This window comes from Chitinophaga sp. YR573 (assembly GCF_900110995.1).
Taxonomy (GTDB): Bacteria; Bacteroidota; Bacteroidia; order Chitinophagales; family Chitinophagaceae; genus Chitinophaga.
The window spans coordinates 4,247,911-4,266,102 of the sequence record NZ_FOJF01000001.1; the positions used below are offsets into that span (position 1 = coordinate 4,247,911).

Below are 18,192 nucleotides of genomic sequence, written 5' to 3' on the forward strand. Positions count from 1 at the left end.
TAATCCTGTATATACCAGTCACAACTCATTGCTAATCAGTACTTGTGTGTATCAGTTGGGATATATGCTACTATAGGGTTTATCATTAAATATATTAGTAAAAATAGTTATTTATTCAATCCGACAAAGAAATACCTATACCCTTTAACAAACAATTTTTACATGGAGAAAACTCTACCCACCAGAGGATATAAGCTGATTATATCCCTGCTCTTGTTGCTATTAGCCTTTAAACCCCCTGGTATGGCCACTCCCGAGTGTCCAATCATTACAGGGACATTCCCCTTTGCAAACGGAACCACGGTCAGTACCGCCTATGACGGCTGGTACCTGGACGCTTCCAAAGTCGTCAGTACCGGTTATTTCGCCGTGAAATCAAACAGGATCATGGCGGAGAACCTTGGAGGGGAAGGTGTCTGGTATTCCAACGTATTCTCTGTAGCTGGTTATACAGATTTCCAGGCCGCCGTGAAGATCACGGCAGAAGGAAATCAGAACAGCTCGGAATATGTAAAGATTTATTACAAAATAAACGGCGGTGCTGAAACACTGCTGGATCAAAGAACGGGTAACTTTGGTACGATTGATTTTACATCACCGGTGCTGACGGGTAGCACCATACAGCTGGTGGTGAGGATTTATGATTATAATAACGGAAGCTCTCAGACTTCCAAATACTACATCGAACAATACAGGGTGTTCAGAGAGAAAGGCCCCTGCGGAAGCGCTATCTCAGTAACGGCTACTGCCGGTAACAGTGGTATACTTACCTGCGCAAATCCTTCTCTTACTTTATCTGCCAGTTCTACCGCTACAGGTGTTACCTATAGCTGGACTGGCCCAAACAGTTTTACTTCTACTTCACAGAACCCTGTTGTTTCAACCGCCGGTACCTACACTGTAGTGGGTACAAGTACTGCAGGTTCAGGTTCTACTACCGTAGTAGTGACAGAGAATAAAACAGCACCGGATATCTCTGCTACAGGTGGTTCTCTTGCCTGTTTTACCAGTGTAACACTGAATGCCAATACATCAGTGGCAAATGCTACTTACAGCTGGACAGGCCCCAGTAGTTTTACCAGTACAGCAAAGAGCCCTGTTGTTACAACAGCGGGAACATACACTGTTACTGTTAAGAATCCGGTAAACGGATGTACAGCTTCACAATCTGTTACCGTAGCTTCCGGTACAGCTTCACAGGTAGATTTCTGGACGGAAGACTTTACATTATCTGATGGTACTACTACAGATAATGGTACTACCAGCTGGACATCTACGAAACCAACTTCGTCTTCACTTTTTTCTGTACTGAGCAATGCATTCAGAACAAGTGGTACCGGTCTTGCAGATGGAGTCTGGTCTTCTGCTGTGATGACCATCACCGGTAAGACAAACGTAAAAGTATCTGCAGATTGCAGAAGCGCCGTTTTGAATAGCTCTGTAGTGATGAATGATTCAGGTGAGCTGATGGATTACATTCGTTTTTACTATAAACTGAATGGTGGTGCAGAAGTATTATTTGCAGAGAAAGATGGAACTATCAACAATCATAGTACTACCTATACCAATGTCTCTTTAAGTGGACTGAGCGGAAACACGCTGCAGATCGTAGTAAGAGCAAGAGCTACAGGTACTGATGAATTTTATTATTTCGATAACGTAAAGATGGCAGGTGTTGATCCTGCTGTTACACTGGCGACTGCTGTCAGCAGAACTGTTACCTGTGCTAATTCTGCACAGATCACTGTTACGCCTAGTGGTACGGTATCCTCTTATGCATGGACAGGTCCTAACGGATTTACTTCTACTGCACAGAACCCTACTGTTACAGCGGGTGGACAATACGTGGTAACGGCTACTTTACCAAGTGGCTGTACGGTGTCTACTTCCGTAACCGTAGCAGAAGATAAAGCCGCGCCTGATCTTTCAGCAAGTGGTGGTTCCTTTGGATGTTTAACGAGTATTGTAATCAATGCCAGTACTTCCATTGCGAATCCTCAATACAGCTGGACAGGACCCAGTGGTTTTACCAGTACATTAAAAAATCCTACAGTAAGTACTGCTGGAACGTATACTGTTACTGTTACTAATCCTGTCAATGGGTGTACTGCTACACAATCAGTACAGGTATCGGCGGGTGTTGGTACTCCTTCTGCTTTCTGGTGGGAAGATTTCACGCTGGCCAATGGAACTGTTGTTGATAACGGTGCTACCAGCTGGTCGGTGGTTAACACAGGCTCCGGTACTTACTCGGTGCAGAATAACGAGTTTAAGGTGAGTTATAGTGCTGCGGCAGAAGGTGTTTGGAATTCTGCTGTGGTAGATATCTCTGGTAAGAGTAATGTTGTTATCTCCACAGATCTCAGAAGTGAAACCGCATCCAGCAGTGATGCGTTTGAAACAGATGATTATGTACGGGTGTATTACAAACTGAATGGTGGAGCGGAAACACTCGTGTATGAAGATCTTGCAGGGATAGGGACCACTACTACCGGAACGGCTTCTGTAACCATTAATTCTGCTGCCTTAAACGGTAGTACATTACAGGTGGTTATAAAAACACGAAACTCTGATGTAACAGAACGTTACTTCTTTGATAACGTGAAACTCACCGGTACAGATGTTTCCAATGTAGATGCAACTGCTACCGTGAGTGGTCCGCTTACCTGTAGTACCACTTCTGTTACACTGGCAGGTAGTTCTACAGTGCCTGGTGTTACATATAGCTGGACAGGCCCCAGCAGTTTTACTTCTGCGCTGCAGAACCCTGTTGTAACTGCTGCAGGTGACTACATTTTAAAAGTAACCGCGCCGGGGACAGGTTGTACTGCGAATGCAACTGCTACAGTTATACAAAATATAACAGTACCTAACCTCAGCATCACAAAACCGGATACTTTAAGCTGTACCAAAACGACTGTTAACCTGGTGGCTGCTTCTACTACCGCCAGTGCAATTGCTACCTGGACTGGCTTCCCTGCCAGACAGAAAACAGTAAGTGTAAGTGCTCCGGGTAAATATTATGTAACGGTCACGGATACGATCAGCGGTTGTACAAAACTGGATAGTGTAACTGTCATACAGAATATCACAGTTCCTAACCTTACAAAAACTACACCTGCTGCCCTTAGCTGTACTGCTACCAGTGTTAGCTTAACAGCGGCTTCTACTACCACAGGTGCTACTATCACCTGGACTGGCTTCGCTGCTGGTCAGAACCCTGTTAGTGTAACTGCTCCCGGTAAATACTATGTTACTGCAAGTACCGCTAACGGTTGTAGCAAAAAGGATAGTGTAACTGTCACTCAGGATATTACTGTTCCCAACCTGACAGTCACAACTCCTGCCGTATTAACATGTGCAGTAACTTCGGTAAACCTGACGGCAGCTTCAACTACTTCAGGTGCTGTTATCACATGGGCAGGCGGATATAATGTTGGCCAAAGCACTATTAGTGTAAGCGTCCACGATAAATATTATGTTACAGCAACAGGTACGAATGGTTGTATCAAAAAAGATAGTGTAACTGTTACACAGGATACAACTATACCTACGCTGACAGTCACAACCCCTGCTGCATTAACCTGTAGCACTACCAGTGTAAATCTGACGGCAAGTGTGGTTCCAACAAGTGCTACTATTACCTGGACAGGCTTTGCTGCTGGTCAGAACCCTGTTAGTGTAACGGCTCCTGGTAAATATTATGTTACAGCAACTTCTGCCAACGGTTGTATAAAGAAGGATAGTGTAACGGTAACACAGAATGTTACTGCGCCTAACCTCACTAAAACAACACCGGCTGCATTAACCTGTAGTACTACCAGTGTTAGCTTAACAGCAGCTTCTACTACCACAGGCGCTAAGATCACCTGGACAGGCTTTGCTGATGGTCAGAGTACAATAAGCGTTACTGCTCCCGGTAAATACTATGTTACGGCAAGTACTGGTACAGGTTGTACTGCAAAAGACAGTGTAACTGTTACTCAGGATATCACTAAGCCTAATCTTTCCATAGTTACGCCGGGTACCTTTAGCTGTAATACAGCATCTGTATCATTAACGGCAAATACGAGTACAGCTAATACCACCATTACCTGGTCTGGCTTTACAGCTGGTCAGAATTCAGTAACTGTATATGCGCCGGGCAAATATTATGTAACTGCCCGTAATACAGTGACAGGTTGTATAAGTACAGACAGCGTAACGCTCGTGCAGGAAAATGTCACACCTAATCTGACGTTGTCACCAACATCAGGTGTACTTAACTGTAATGTGCCTTATCTGTATTTATCAGCTAGTTCTACTACACCAAATGCTACCATTACCTGGTCAGGTTTTTCTCCTGGTCAGACTACCATTATGGTATTTGATCCCGGTACTTACTATGTAACAGTAAGGACAGCGACAGGTTGTGTCAATACTGACAGTGTTAAAGTGACACAGGATTATGGCAGAGGTAATATGAAGGTGCAGCCTCCCGGTATTATAAGTTGTGTGTCTCCTTTTGCCAGCCTGAATGTAACCGGCACTGATCCTGGTGCTGTTATTACCTGGGCAGGTTTCCAGTCTGGTCTGAATCCGATAACGGTGAATGATCCCGGAACATACTATGTAACGGTAAGAGGTGCAAATGGATGTTTAACAACGGATAGTGTAAAAGTATTGCAGGATGTTAGCAAACCATTGATCACCATCACGCAGGCAGGTGCGCTTAGCTGCTCCAGCATTGCTGTTTATCTGACAGCTACTTCTGCTGCCGATGCTTCTACTATTACATGGGCTGGTAATGCTGCTGGTCAGAATACGATCACAGTATATGATCCCGGTACTTACTATGTAACCGTAAGAGGTGGAAATGGATGTATTAATACAGATAGTACAAAGGTTATTCCTGATACGATCAAACCAACACTGACCATAACATTACCTGATACGCTCAGCTGTTCTAAATTCACTACTAACTTAACAGCGGCTACTACTACGCCGGGTGCAGTTATTACATGGGGTGGTTTTGCTGCTGGTCAGAATCCTGTAACAATAAGTACTCCTGGTACTTACTATGTTTCAGTAAGAGGAACGAACGGCTGTCTGAAAACGGATAGTGTGAAAGTAGTCCAGAACCTTAAAGGACCGGATTTATCTATCACACAACCAGACATACTCACCTGTTCTAAATTAACGGTTACTTTGTCTGCAACTACGCCTACCACTGGTGCTACTATTACCTGGGCAGGTTTTGCCGCAGGTCAGAGTACTGTAACAGTAAGCGCTCCAGGCAAGTATTATGTAACTGTAAGGACAAATACAGGTTGTACCACATTAGATAGTGTGACTGTTATTCAGGATCTCACTAAACCTAATCTGACGACAACCACTCCTGCTGTTTTAACCTGCGCAACTACCAGTGTTAATTTAACAGCAGCTTCTACTACCACAGGTGCTACGATTAACTGGACAGGCTTCCCTGCAGGTCAGAATCCGGTAAGCGTAAGCGCTCCCGGTAAATATTATGTAACGGTAAGAAGCACTACAGGTTGTTCTACTATAGATAGCGTAATAGTTACTCAGGATATCACTAAACCGAACCTGACAATCACTGCACCAGCTACCTTAACATGTACAACAACAAGTGTTAGCTTAAATGCTGCTTCTACAACCACAGGTGCTACTATTACCTGGACAGGTTTCGCTGCTGGTCAAAACCCGGTAAGTGTAAGCGCACCAGGTAAATACTATGTAACAGTTCGCAGTACGACAGGTTGTTCTACTATAGATAGCGTAACAGTTACTCAGGATATCACTAAACCGAACCTGACAACAACTGCTCCAGCTACTTTAACTTGTTCAACAACAAGTGTTAGCTTAAATGCTGCATCTACAACAACAGGTGCTACCATTACCTGGACCGGCTTCCCCGCAGGCCAGAACCCGGTAAGCGTAAGCGCTCCTGGTAAATATTATGTAACCGTAAGAAGCACTACCGGTTGTTCCACCATAGATAGCGTAACAGTTACTCAGGATATCACTAAACCGAACCTGACAACCACTGCACCAGCTATCTTAACATGTGCGACAACAAGTGTTAGCTTAAATGCAGCTTCTACTACTACAGGTGCTACCATCACCTGGACAGGCTTCGCCGCCGGACAAAACCCGGTAAGTGTGAGTGCACCAGGTAAGTACTACGTAACTGTAAGAAGCACTACCGGTTGTTCCACAATAGATAGCGTAACAGTTATTCAGGATATCACTAAACCGAACCTGACCACAACTGCACCAGCTACCTTAACATGTGCAACGATTAGCGTTAGCTTAAATGCAGCATCCACAACAACAGGTGCGACTATTACCTGGACAGGCTTCGCCGCCGGTCAAAACCCGGTAAGCGTAAGTGCACCAGGTAAATACTATGTAACTGCAAGAAGCACGACAGGTTGCTCTACAATAGATAGCGTAACAGTTATTCAGGATCTCGCTAAACCGAACCTGACAACGACTGCACCAGCTACCTTAACATGTACAACAACAAGTGTTAGCTTAAATGCAGCATCCACAACAACAGGTGCGACTATCACCTGGACAGGCTTCGCTGCTGGTCAAAACCCGGTAAGCGTAAGTGCACCAGGTAAATACTATGTAACTGCAAGAAGCACTACAGGTTGTTCCACTATAGATAGTGTAACAGTTACGCAGGATCTCACTAAACCGAACCTGACCACAACTACACCTGATATTTTAACTTGTAACATTACATCAGTTAATTTAACAGCAGCATCTACAACAACAGGTGCTATTATTACCTGGGCAGGCTTCCCGGCAGGCCAGAGCACAATAAGTGTTACTGCTCCCGGTAAGTATTATGTGACTGCACTCAGTACCACAGGTTGTACTACGTTAGACAGTGTGATTGTTACTCAGAATCTCACTAAACCGAATCTGACGACAACTACACCTGCTACATTAACCTGTGCTACAGTAAGTGTAGACTTAAGTGCAGCTTCTACCACTACCGGCGCTATCATTACCTGGACAGGCTTCCCTACAGGTCAGCGTACAATAAGCGTTACTGCTCCCGGTAAGTATTATGTAACTGCCCGCAGTACTACAGGTTGTACCACGCTGGATAGTGTGATTGTTACACAGGATATCACTAAACCGAACCTGACAACAACACCTCCTGCGATTTTAACATGTGCTACATTAAGTGTAGACTTAAAAGCAGCATCTGCTACTACTGGTGCAACTATTAGCTGGACAGGCTTCCCTGCAGGTCAGAACCCTGTAAGTGTAAAAGTGCCTGGTAAATATTATGTAACTGCTACCAGTGCCATAGGTTGTACTACGCTGGACAGTGTGATTGTTACACAGGATATCACTATACCAAACCTGACAACAACAACACCTGCTACTTTAACCTGTACTACTGTATCGGTTAATTTAACAGCTGCTTCTACGACTACTGGTGCTATCATTACCTGGACAGGCTTCCCTGCAGGTCAGAACCCGGTAAGTGTAGGCGCTCCTGGTAAGTACTATGTAACGGCCCTTAGCCCTACAGGTTGTGTTAAATTTGATAGTGTCATTGTTTTACAAAATATCACTAAACCGGATTTAACCATCACACCGCCTGCTACTTTAACCTGTTCAACTACAACAGTTAATTTAACAGCGTCTTCTACTACCAGCGGTACTGTTATCAGCTGGGTTGATTTCCCTGCAAACCAGAACCCAATAAGCATAACTGCTCCGGGTAAGTATTATGCAATTGCCCGCATCAGTACTACAGGTTGTTCTACGATCGACAGTGTGACAGTTGTACAGGATATCAGTAAACCTGATCTGACAATTACTCCACCTGCGACCTTAACCTGTTCTACTATATCAGTTAATTTAACAGCTACTTCTACCTCAGCAGGTGCCACCTTCAACTGGTCTGGCTTTGCTCCGGGTCAGAATCCGATAGCTGTATTTGCTCCTGGTAAGTATTATGTAACAGTAAAAAGTGCGACAGGTTGTGTTGCCTTTGATAGTGTGACTGTGGTACAGGATGTAACTCCACCATCTGTAAGCATCACAGCACCTACTACATTAACTTGTACCGTTGTATCAGTTAATTTAACAGCCACCACTACTGCTACAGGTGCTACGATTAACTGGACTGGCTTCCCTGCAGGTCAGAATCCGATAAGCGTTAGCGCACCTGGTACATATTATGTAACAGTTCGCAGCGCTACTGGTTGTTCTGCAATCGACAGTGTAAAAGTTATTCAGGATATCAGTAAACCTGATCTGACTATCACAGCACCAGCGATTTTAACTTGTACTACTACCAGTGTTAATTTAACAGCCACCACTACCGCAACAGGTGCAACCATCCGTTGGACAGGCTTCGCTTCCGGCCAAAACCCGGTAAGCGTAAGTGCACCAGGTAAGTACTATGTAACCGTAAGAAGCACGACAGGTTGTTCTACAATAGATAGCGTAACAGTTATTCAGGATATCACTAAGCCGAACCTGAGCACAACTGCCCCAGCTACCTTAACATGTTCAACAACAAGTGTTAGCTTAAATGCAGCATCAACTACAACAGGTGCTACTATTACCTGGACAGGCTTCGCTGCTGGTCAAAACCCGGTAAGCGTAAGTGCACCAGGTAAATACTATGTAACTGTAAGAAGTACTACCGGTTGTTCCACAATAGATAGCGTAACAGTTATTCAGGATATCACTAAACCGAACCTGAGCACAACTGCACCAGCTACTTTAACATGTGCGACAACAAGTGTTAGCTTAAATGCAGCATCCACAACAACAGGTGCTACTATCACCTGGACAGGCTTCGCCGCTGGTCAAAACCCGGTAAGTGTAAGCGCACCAGGTAAGTACTATGTAACTGCAAGAAGTACGACAGGTTGTTCTACAATAGATAGCGTAACAGTTATTCAGGATATCACTAAGCCGAACCTGAGCACAACTGCACCAGCTACCTTAACCTGTTCAACAACAAGTGTTAGCTTAAATGCAGCATCTACAACCACAGGTGCTACTATCACCTGGACAGGCTTCGCCGCCGGACAAAACCCGGTAAGTGTAAGTGCACCAGGTAAATACTATGTAACTGCAAGAAGCACGACCGGTTGTTCTACAATAGATAGCGTAACAGTTATTCAGGATATCACTAAACCGAACCTGAGCACAACTGCCCCAGCTACTTTAACATGTTCAACAACAAGTGTTAGCTTAAATGCAGCATCTACAACAACAGGTGCTACTATCACCTGGACAGGCTTCGCCGCCGGACAAAACCCGGTAAGTGTAAGTGCACCAGGTAAATACTATGTAACTGCAAGAAGCACGACCGGTTGTTCTACAATAGATAGCGTAACAGTTATTCAGGATATCACTAAACCGAACCTGAGCACAACTGCCCCAGCTACTTTAACCTGTTCAACAACAAGTGTTAGCTTAAATGCAGCATCAACTACCACAGGTGCTACTATCACCTGGACAGGCTTCGCTGCTGGTCAAAACCCGGTAAGCGTAAGCGCACCAGGTAAGTACTATGTAACTGCAAGAAGCACGACAGGTTGTTCTACAATAGATAGCGTAACAGTTATTCAGGATATCACTAAACCGAACCTGAGCACAACTGCCCCAGCTACTCTAACATGTGCGACAACAAGTGTTAGCTTAAATGCAGCATCAACTACCACAGGGGCTACTATCACCTGGACAGGCTTCGCTGCCGGCCAAAACCCGGTAAGTGTAAGTGCACCAGGTAAGTACTATGTAACTGCAAGAAGTACGACAGGTTGTAGCACAATAGATAGCGTAACAGTCACTCAGGATATTACTAAACCGAACCTGAGCACAACTGCACCAGCTACTCTAACATGTGCGACAACAAGTGCTAGCTTAAATGCAGCATCCACAACTACAGGTGCTACCATCACCTGGACAGGCTTCGCTGCCGGCCAAAACCCGGTAAGTGTCAGCGCACCAGGTAAGTACTATGTAACTGCAAGAAGCACTACAGGTTGTAGTACTATAGATAGCGTAACAGTCACTCAGGATATCACTAAACCGAACCTGAGCACAACTGCCCCAGCTACCTTAACATGTTCAACAACAAGTGTTAGCTTAAATGCAGCATCTACAACCACAGGTGCTACTATCACCTGGACAGGCTTCGCTGCTGGTCAAAACCCGGTAAGCGTAAGTGCACCAGGTAAGTACTATGTAACTGCAAGAAGCACGACAGGTTGTTCTACAATAGATAGCGTAACAGTTATTCAGGATATCACTAAACCGAACCTGAGCACAACTGCACCAGCTACCTTAACATGTGCGACAACAAGTGTTAGCTTAAATGCAGCATCTACAACCACAGGTGCTACTATCACCTGGACAGGCTTCGCTGCCGGCCAAAACCCGGTAAGCGTAAGTGCACCAGGTAAATACTATGTAACTGCAAGAAGCACGACAGGTTGTAGTACTATAGATAGCGTAACAGTCACTCAGGATATCACTAAACCGAACCTGACAATCACTGCTCCAGCTAACTTAACCTGTGCGACAACAAGTGTTAGCTTGAATGCAGCATCTACAACAACAGGTGCTACTATTACCTGGACAAACTTCGCCGCTGGCCAAAATCCGGTAAGCGTAACTGCCGCAGGTAAATACTATGCAACCGCATTAAGCGCAACAGGATGTAGTACAATAGATAGCGTAACAGTCACTCAGGATATCACTAAACCGAACCTGACCACAACTGCCCCAGCTACTTTAACATGTACCACAACAAGTGTTAACTTAAGTGCAGCATCCACAACAACAGGTGCTACTATCACCTGGACAGGCTTCGCTGCCGGACAAAATCCGGTAAGCGTAACCGCCGCAGGTAAATACTATGTAACTGCACTTAGCATAACAGGATGTAGTACATTAGATAGTGTAACGGTCACTCAGGATATCACTAAACCTGATCTGTCTGTAACAGCACCTGCATCACTTACCTGCCTGGTAAGCCAGGTAAGCCTTGAGGCTAAATCAGCTACTCCAAACGTTACATTCACCTGGACAGGCTTCACCGCAGGACAAAACCCTGTGATCGCCACCTCTCCAATTAAATACTATGTAACTGTAAAGAGTAACGCTAATGGCTGTACAAAAATGGATTCCGTAACAGTAGCTCGTAACATTACGGCTCCTGCCGGAGTAAACGCCAGCAATGGTGGTGCCATTACATGTATAAAAACAAGCACCAGTATCACTGGTACCAGCACTACCACAGGAGTAAGTTATGCCTGGACAGGTCCAGGTGGCTTTACTTCAAATAATGCAACAGCAACAGTTACCACCGCAGGTGCTTATAATCTGGTAGTTGTAAATAACGCTAACGGATGTTCCGTAAGCGCTAACACTACGGTTACTAAAAACATCACACCGCCGGTAACTGTAATAAATCCGCCAACAGCTACACTCTCTCCATTATCATTTGACATATTAACAGCACGCAGCGTTACCGGTGCCAGCTACAAATGGACATTAACATCCGATGATGTTAACTGGGCCATCTCAGCAGGAGCAACCAGTACCACGCTTACATATATGTCTGGAGAAGAAGGTTCTTCCGGAACCTTTAAGCTGAAAGTGACGGATAATACAAATGGCTGCAGCGATTCAACGCAACTGGTATTAACTGTACCGGTAAGTGCGCCAACAGCAATTGCAGCACCTGCAATCGCTGAAGCACGCGTCAGCAGCATTGAACCTGTCATTGAATACAACGCTTATCCGAATCCGTTTACAGACAAAGCCTATATCACATTTAAATCACCGGTAACAACAAAGGTGACAGTGGAAGTATTTGGCTATAGCGGAGCTCCGGAAAGAGTATTGTTTAATGATCAGGCAAGGGCAGGAGAGTCTTATAAGCTGATCTTTAATCCAGCTGACCTGCCTTCAGGAATCCATTATTGTGTGATCAGAACAAACGGTAAAGTGTATACGACACGTTTGCTACTGGTTAGATAATAATAAAGGGTGTGGAAAACCCTCTTACTTAAAATAATATTAAGAGCCGGTTATGGGGAAACCCGTAACCGGCTCTTTACTTATACAAGTAATCATAAGAAAACCTGTTACTTACAATTACAGGAAAATTATCTGTCCGGATTACCTTTTATTAAAAAGAGTTAAAATAATATTAGTAGAGGAGAAGCTGATATCACCCCTCCAACCCCTTCTGTGAAAAAGTTATTAACATGGCAATGTGAGCTACGGATGCTAAAATGTGGATAAACTGGGGTCGTTGAGGCTCAGATGAATGAACGAATTCTGTACTTCGCAACGTAGAAAATTTGAGAAAATTGTATAAGGTGTCAACGTTTTGCAATTAGCCCCAATCCTTTAACAGAATTGAAAATCAGGCTGTCTTACAAGTAATAAATATCATATATAAATGGGGTTGAAAAATCACTGGAAATCGTTAAAATTATTACCATTTTTTTTTAGTATGTAGAGATGATGAATTTGTAATAGTTTGATTTATAGTAGACAAGCAATCGAGATTACTTCCTTATTTATTTTTTAAAAAATATTGTTTTATCAATAAATATGGATATTTTTATATTCGAATTTACTATATACTTGAAAATCGGGTATTTATAAATCATAATCTCTAACCAATGAATAATGCTGCCTTACAGGATATGTGGACCGCTATATTGGCGTTACTGCATATACCAGATTATCGACACCGGGAAAGCCGGCTGTATATATATAATAATTACCAGTCTGGTAATTCCAATATGTTAATGAAGATAAAGGGGCAACACATTTGTTAGACAAGCATTCAACTTACCTCTGTTACAGTAATCCTATGCCTATGCGCACAATTAGTTACAATTCCACCCGTTTAACCCTGCTAAATTTTATGCAGCGGCGGGAGGCTCTGGTACATGGCACTAAAACGTTGATACTGCTTTTATTGGCAGGTCTTTCCTGGCAGCCAGCAGCGGCAAATGCTGCAACCAGGACTCGTGGTGGTACCTCTCCAGCATCTGTTAAAGCTAACAGACCTTTGAATTTCGCTTATACCGCGTGGACAACTACCAATTACTCCGGCAGTGGTTACGGTGGTGCTGTGATAGCCAACGATCAGATAGCATATACTGTACACGTGCATAATACAGGGACTGATCCGATTACTGCACTGACTATCATGTCTAATATTCCTGCTTATACCTCCCTTTACGGAGCAACGGCAGGGTATATTCTCAGTGGTTCTCAGATAACATACACTCCTGCACTACCATTAGCTGCGGGCGCCTATGCAACCTTTACTTTCACTGTGACAGTCAATAGTGGTTCACTTGCAGCTATCGGCTATATAAATGATAACAGCTACGTTGATTTTAGCGATGGTAATGGTTACCAGACTGCCGCTTTTTATGAAGGTGGACCAATACCTACCGCCACTGAATATGGCACACAGGTCCCGGTAGATAACGGTATGAATGCCGTAGCCTGGAAAACACAGGTATATTCGCCTTCCGGTGCAGGTGGTTACATAGGATCGGGAGACGTTATTCACTATGTTATCTGGGTACGTAATATGGGTACTGCTGCGTTGGCTAACATTTCTATAACGGACAATATACCATCTTATACCAACTGGAGATATACTTCTAATGGTACTGGAGCTGCACCAGTTGGTGGAGTGGTGACAATGACGATTCCGTCTCTGGCACCCGGTGCCCAGGATACTGTTTCATTCGATGTAACGGTCGCTCAGGATCTTACAGGTGCAACCGCTATTGAAAATACAGCAACTGTAGATATTAATAATAATAAGTCTGCTTTCAATACAGTACCTGTGGATGCTACCGGTAACAATCCTTCTACAATTCCTACAATAGGACCATCTACCAGCATTCCGGTTAAAAGTGTTACATCTTTTGAAACCTGGAAACTATGGCTGAATGATAATGATAACACAGAAAGAACAGCATCACCAGGTGAAGATGTAACCTTCTATGTATACGTACATAACACAGGTAACGTTGCCATTACCACTCTAACGATAAATGATCTGGTTCCTCCTGGTACTACCTTCAAGAGTATCAAAGACGGGGGTGCGTATAACGCAGGTGCCAATTCCGTAACATGGATCATTGATAACGTTGCGGCCGGAGCCAAGTCTGTATCAAGATTTACGGTAACAATGGATGCGCATCTGGAAGGTGTAAGGAGCATCACCAATACCGCAGTTGTCAAAACTGCAGATACCACATTATTTACAATTGGTTGTGATCCTTCTCTAAGTACCTGTGATGGTAAAGTGGGAACAGTTGTTACTGTAACACCTGGATCAAAAGACCTCTTTGTATCCACAGTAGTAACTCCGAACGGAGATGGTAAAAACGATTTCTTCTACGTAAGAGGTATAGAAAAGTATCCTAACAGTGCCTTACACATCTTTAACAGATGGGGTAATACCGTATACCAATCCAAAAGCTACGAAAACAACTGGAGCGCTACCGGATTGAGCGAAGGTACCTATTATTACCAGCTTGACCTGAATCAGAGCGGAACTATAAAGACATACAAGGGATGGGTAATGATAATAAGATAATGATGAACTGTGATCCTAAAAGTGCAACTAATATGTACACAAAAAAGAAATGGCTTACTGTAGCATTATTACTCTGCCTCACAGCAGGCGCCCACGCACAACAAAGCGTACAGTTCAGTCAGTATATTTTTAACGGGATAAGTGTAAATCCCGCTTACGCAGGTTACAAAGATGTATTGAACCTGAATGCCATGTACCGTCAGCAGTGGAGCGGCTTCCCGGGAGCGCCAACCACCGGTGGAGTATCTCTTGATGGTCCGTTGAAAAGACCTAACAGGGAAACAAATGTGGGTCTTGGTGTACAGGCCATGATGGATAATCTTGGCCCGCAAAAAGCAATATCTCTCTACGGATCTTATTCTTACCGTATAAGACTGGATGCAGAAGATACCCGCCGCTTTTGCCTGGGTATCGGTATCGGAGCTACGCAATACAGCCTGAATGGTAGTGACCTGGAATATCTGGACACAGGTGACCGTATCATTCCTGATGGTTCTGCAAAAGCTACCACTCCGGATGCACGCTTCGGTATGTATTATTACACTCCCCGTTTCTACTTCGGTCTCTCTGTACTGGATCTGTTTTCCAAATTCACCAGCACCGGTTACAAATGGAGAGGATATACCTACGAAAGCATCCGCAGAAAACAACACCTGTATGTAACAGCAGGATATATGTTCAAAGTGACAGACGATATTTCTATCAAGCCTTCCTTTATGCTGAAAGATGATTTTTCCGGACCTACTGCTGTAGACCTGACTCTGATGCTGCACATGGACGAATTACTCTGGATTGGCGGATCATATAGAACAAGCGTTCCTTTATGGAAAAAGAATTCACTGCCAACCACACTTGATAAAGCAAATGCTGCAAGCGCGATTGTGGAATATTATATCACTCCAAAGTATCGCGTCGGCTATTCCTATGACATGAGCATGAATAAAATGCCAGGATCCCATGAAATATCAATAGGCATCTTATTTAATTCCAAGCAATACACTACTTCCAATCCCAGGTATTTTTAATTTAACAAGAGTATGCTACGTTGTTCGATAATATTATGCACCACGATGTTGTTTCCAGTGTTGCTGTTTGGCCAGGAGCAGAAAAGCGTTCGGGTGATGGCTGATGAAGCTTTTCAGAGACAGGAATATGCCGCTGCAGGAGCTTTATACAGTAAAGTGGCTGAAAAAGCTAAAGGAAAACATGCTGCCGAAGTACTGGTGAAAGTGGCTGAATGTTATAGCCGGATCGGACAATACGATGATGCCCAGGCATGGTATCAGCGTTTGGAAGCAAGACCGGACTGCCCTTCATCTGTACATCTGTTGTATGGAGAAATCCTGAAAAGCATAGGTAAATATTCTGAGGCAAAAGAACAGATCAGCAAATTCAGAAGTGGAAAAGCTGATAGTATGCGCCTTAAAAATGTTATGCTGGCTGGCTGTGACAGTGCTATAGCATGGAAATCCGAAAGGGTAGACATGGCTATGGAAAACATCAAGGAACTTAGCTCTTCCGGTGCTGACTGGGTGAGCGGGGTTACAAGACAAGGACTCCTGCTGGTATCTAACGGGTATCGCAAAATGTCCATGAACTCTGCCCCGGAACGTAATCCATCTATCGATGCACGTACCAACCAACCATACTTCAAAGCTTACCTCTTTAAACAATATGCACAGGGTGTAGCAAATACCTACGTAGAAGAAATATTACCTGAAGTACTGGGTAAAGTACCTTATCACGTAGGACCTATCTGCTTCAATCCAAGAGAAGATACTTTATATGTTACGCTGAACTCCTGGCAGCAGGATATCGCTAACCGCAGAAAACGCGGTCCTGTAAACGGAGAACGTGTTATGATGGTTTTCTGGTCTGTAAAATCAGGAGACGAATGGCGCCCTCTGGAACCACTGAAAGAAATCAACTCTTCAGGAAGTTCTACCGGACAGGTTGCTTTGAGCCGCGACGGACAAACCATGTATTTTGCTTCCAACAGAAATGGCGGACAAGGTAAAATGGATATCTGGTACAGCGAAAAACAAAAGAATGGCAGATGGGGTAAACCTAAAAACTGCGGAGCATTCATCAACACTCCTTTCGACGAAGCCTTCCCTACTTATAATGAAAAAGGAATACTCTATTTTTCAAGTAAAGGACACCCTGGTATGGGCGGATTTGATCTCTTCCGCGCTACCGGTGAAGATGCCGACTGGACTAAACTGCAAAATCTCCGTGCACCTTTCAATTCCGGTGGTGATGATCTGGGCTTTATCATGAAAGCCAACATGTACGAAGGGTACTTCGCTTCCAACCGCCCGGGTGGTGGTGGTAGTGATGATATCTATCGCTTCATGGATACTCACTTCGCTGAAAGATTTAATGGTGACGGTGGTATTCAGCCTTATACAGATCCTGTTCCGGTTCCTGATAAACCAGATGTGATCCTGGCAGAGAAAACAACCAAACCTGCTGAAATCATTCCTGACAAACCAGTACCGGAAAAACCTGTTAAAGAATCTGTTATCGTAGCTACTAAACCACCTGTTGTAGTTCCTGTAGCTCCTCCGGTAGTTGTTGCAGCAGTTCCTGTTCCTGCTCCGGTTTCAGATGCTCCAAGATCCTCCTCTTCCAGGAAGAAAAAGGCATCCGTTTTAACCAACGCTACTACACCTGTTCCGGAACCAGAACAGGCACCAAGCGAACCAGTTGTAACTTCACCGTTCAAAACACCGGCTGAAGCACCAATAGCTGCTCCTGTAAAAGAACTGCCGGTAATGACTTCAAAACGCCAGACTTCATTGCCTGCACCGCCTCCGGTTGATAGTCCTGCAGCACCAGTAGCCGTAACAAAACCAGTTGCAAAACCGGTTGTGAAACAAGAGGAGAAACAGCCTTTATCCGATATGGACAACGCTATCCTCAATAAAATGGAACACCTGCAGTTCTACTACGACTTTAACAGTGCTATCCTGACCACCGCGTCAAGAGAAATGCTGGATAGGGTAGCGGTTGTACTGTCTCAGTATCCAACCTGGAAACTGATGGTACGCTCTTACACAGATGCCCGCGGTTCTGATGCTTACAATAAGGACCTCTCTGCACTGCGTTGTTACGCTGTAATTGACTACCTGATCAAGAAAGGTATTGCTTCCAACAAACTTTACTATGAAAACATCGGTAAAGATCCGGAAGACCCTTGCGGAAAAGGAGTTCCTTGTACAGAGCGTCAATACCAGGCTGCAAGACGTACTACACTGAAAATCACACCTCAATGATGTAGAGAAATAATATAAAGAAGCCCTTCCGGAGAAATCCGGGAGGGCTTTTTGCATTATTGGGAAAAAAAATAAGTTTTGAGATGGTACCAAATAATATTACACACGACATCTTTATCGTGAGAGCCTGACAAAGTGTTGAGAACACCTGATACATTCTTAACCATATAGCCATTTAATTCTATGAAACCCGGTCCTGTCATCTGCACGCATCCTATGCGCGGAACAGTCTGAAAAGCCTTGAAACCCGGCTGATCCTTTATCTGCAGTGAT

The 18,192-nt window shown here is 44.2% G+C and carries 4 protein-coding genes; all 4 read left to right on the top strand.

What is annotated here, in order from left to right; genetic code table 11:
• The first annotated feature begins 162 nt into the window (after positions 1-162).
• The 4 genes from BMW86_RS17885 to BMW86_RS17900 all read left to right on the top strand — a co-directional run bounded on the left by BMW86_RS17885 (position 163) and on the right by BMW86_RS17900 (position 17,919).
• A complete protein-coding gene (locus tag BMW86_RS17885; protein ID WP_089783082.1) occupies positions 163-12,039 on the top strand; it encodes a hypothetical protein in 11,877 nt (3,958 codons plus the stop codon).
• Between the two features lie 853 nt (positions 12,040-12,892).
• Positions 12,893-14,641: a T9SS type B sorting domain-containing protein gene (locus BMW86_RS17890; protein WP_177189295.1), complete on the top strand. Its 1,749-nt coding sequence runs from the start codon at positions 12,893-12,895 to the stop codon at positions 14,639-14,641.
• Positions 14,642-14,673: 32 nt separating this feature from the next.
• Positions 14,674-15,666 carry a PorP/SprF family type IX secretion system membrane protein gene (locus BMW86_RS17895; RefSeq protein ID WP_177189296.1) on the top strand — a complete coding sequence of 331 codons (993 nt, stop codon included), beginning with the start codon at positions 14,674-14,676 and terminating at the stop codon, positions 15,664-15,666.
• A gap of 45 nt (positions 15,667-15,711) precedes the next feature.
• On the top strand, positions 15,712-17,919 hold the full coding sequence (locus BMW86_RS17900) for an OmpA family protein (RefSeq protein WP_177189297.1): 2,208 nt from the start codon (positions 15,712-15,714) through the stop codon (positions 17,917-17,919).
• The last annotated feature ends 273 nt before the right edge of the window (positions 17,920-18,192 follow it).

What these genes read in the sequence shown, in the direction of transcription:
- BMW86_RS17885 (WP_089783082.1), top strand. Translation starts at nt 163, where the DNA reads ATGGAGAAAACTCTACCCACCAGAGGATATAAGCTGATTATATCCCTG.
- BMW86_RS17890 (WP_177189295.1), top strand. Translation starts at nt 12,893, where the DNA reads ATGCGCACAATTAGTTACAATTCCACCCGTTTAACCCTGCTAAATTTT.
- BMW86_RS17895 (WP_177189296.1), top strand. Translation starts at nt 14,674, where the DNA reads ATGTACACAAAAAAGAAATGGCTTACTGTAGCATTATTACTCTGCCTC.
- BMW86_RS17900 (WP_177189297.1), top strand. Translation starts at nt 15,712, where the DNA reads ATGTTGTTTCCAGTGTTGCTGTTTGGCCAGGAGCAGAAAAGCGTTCGG.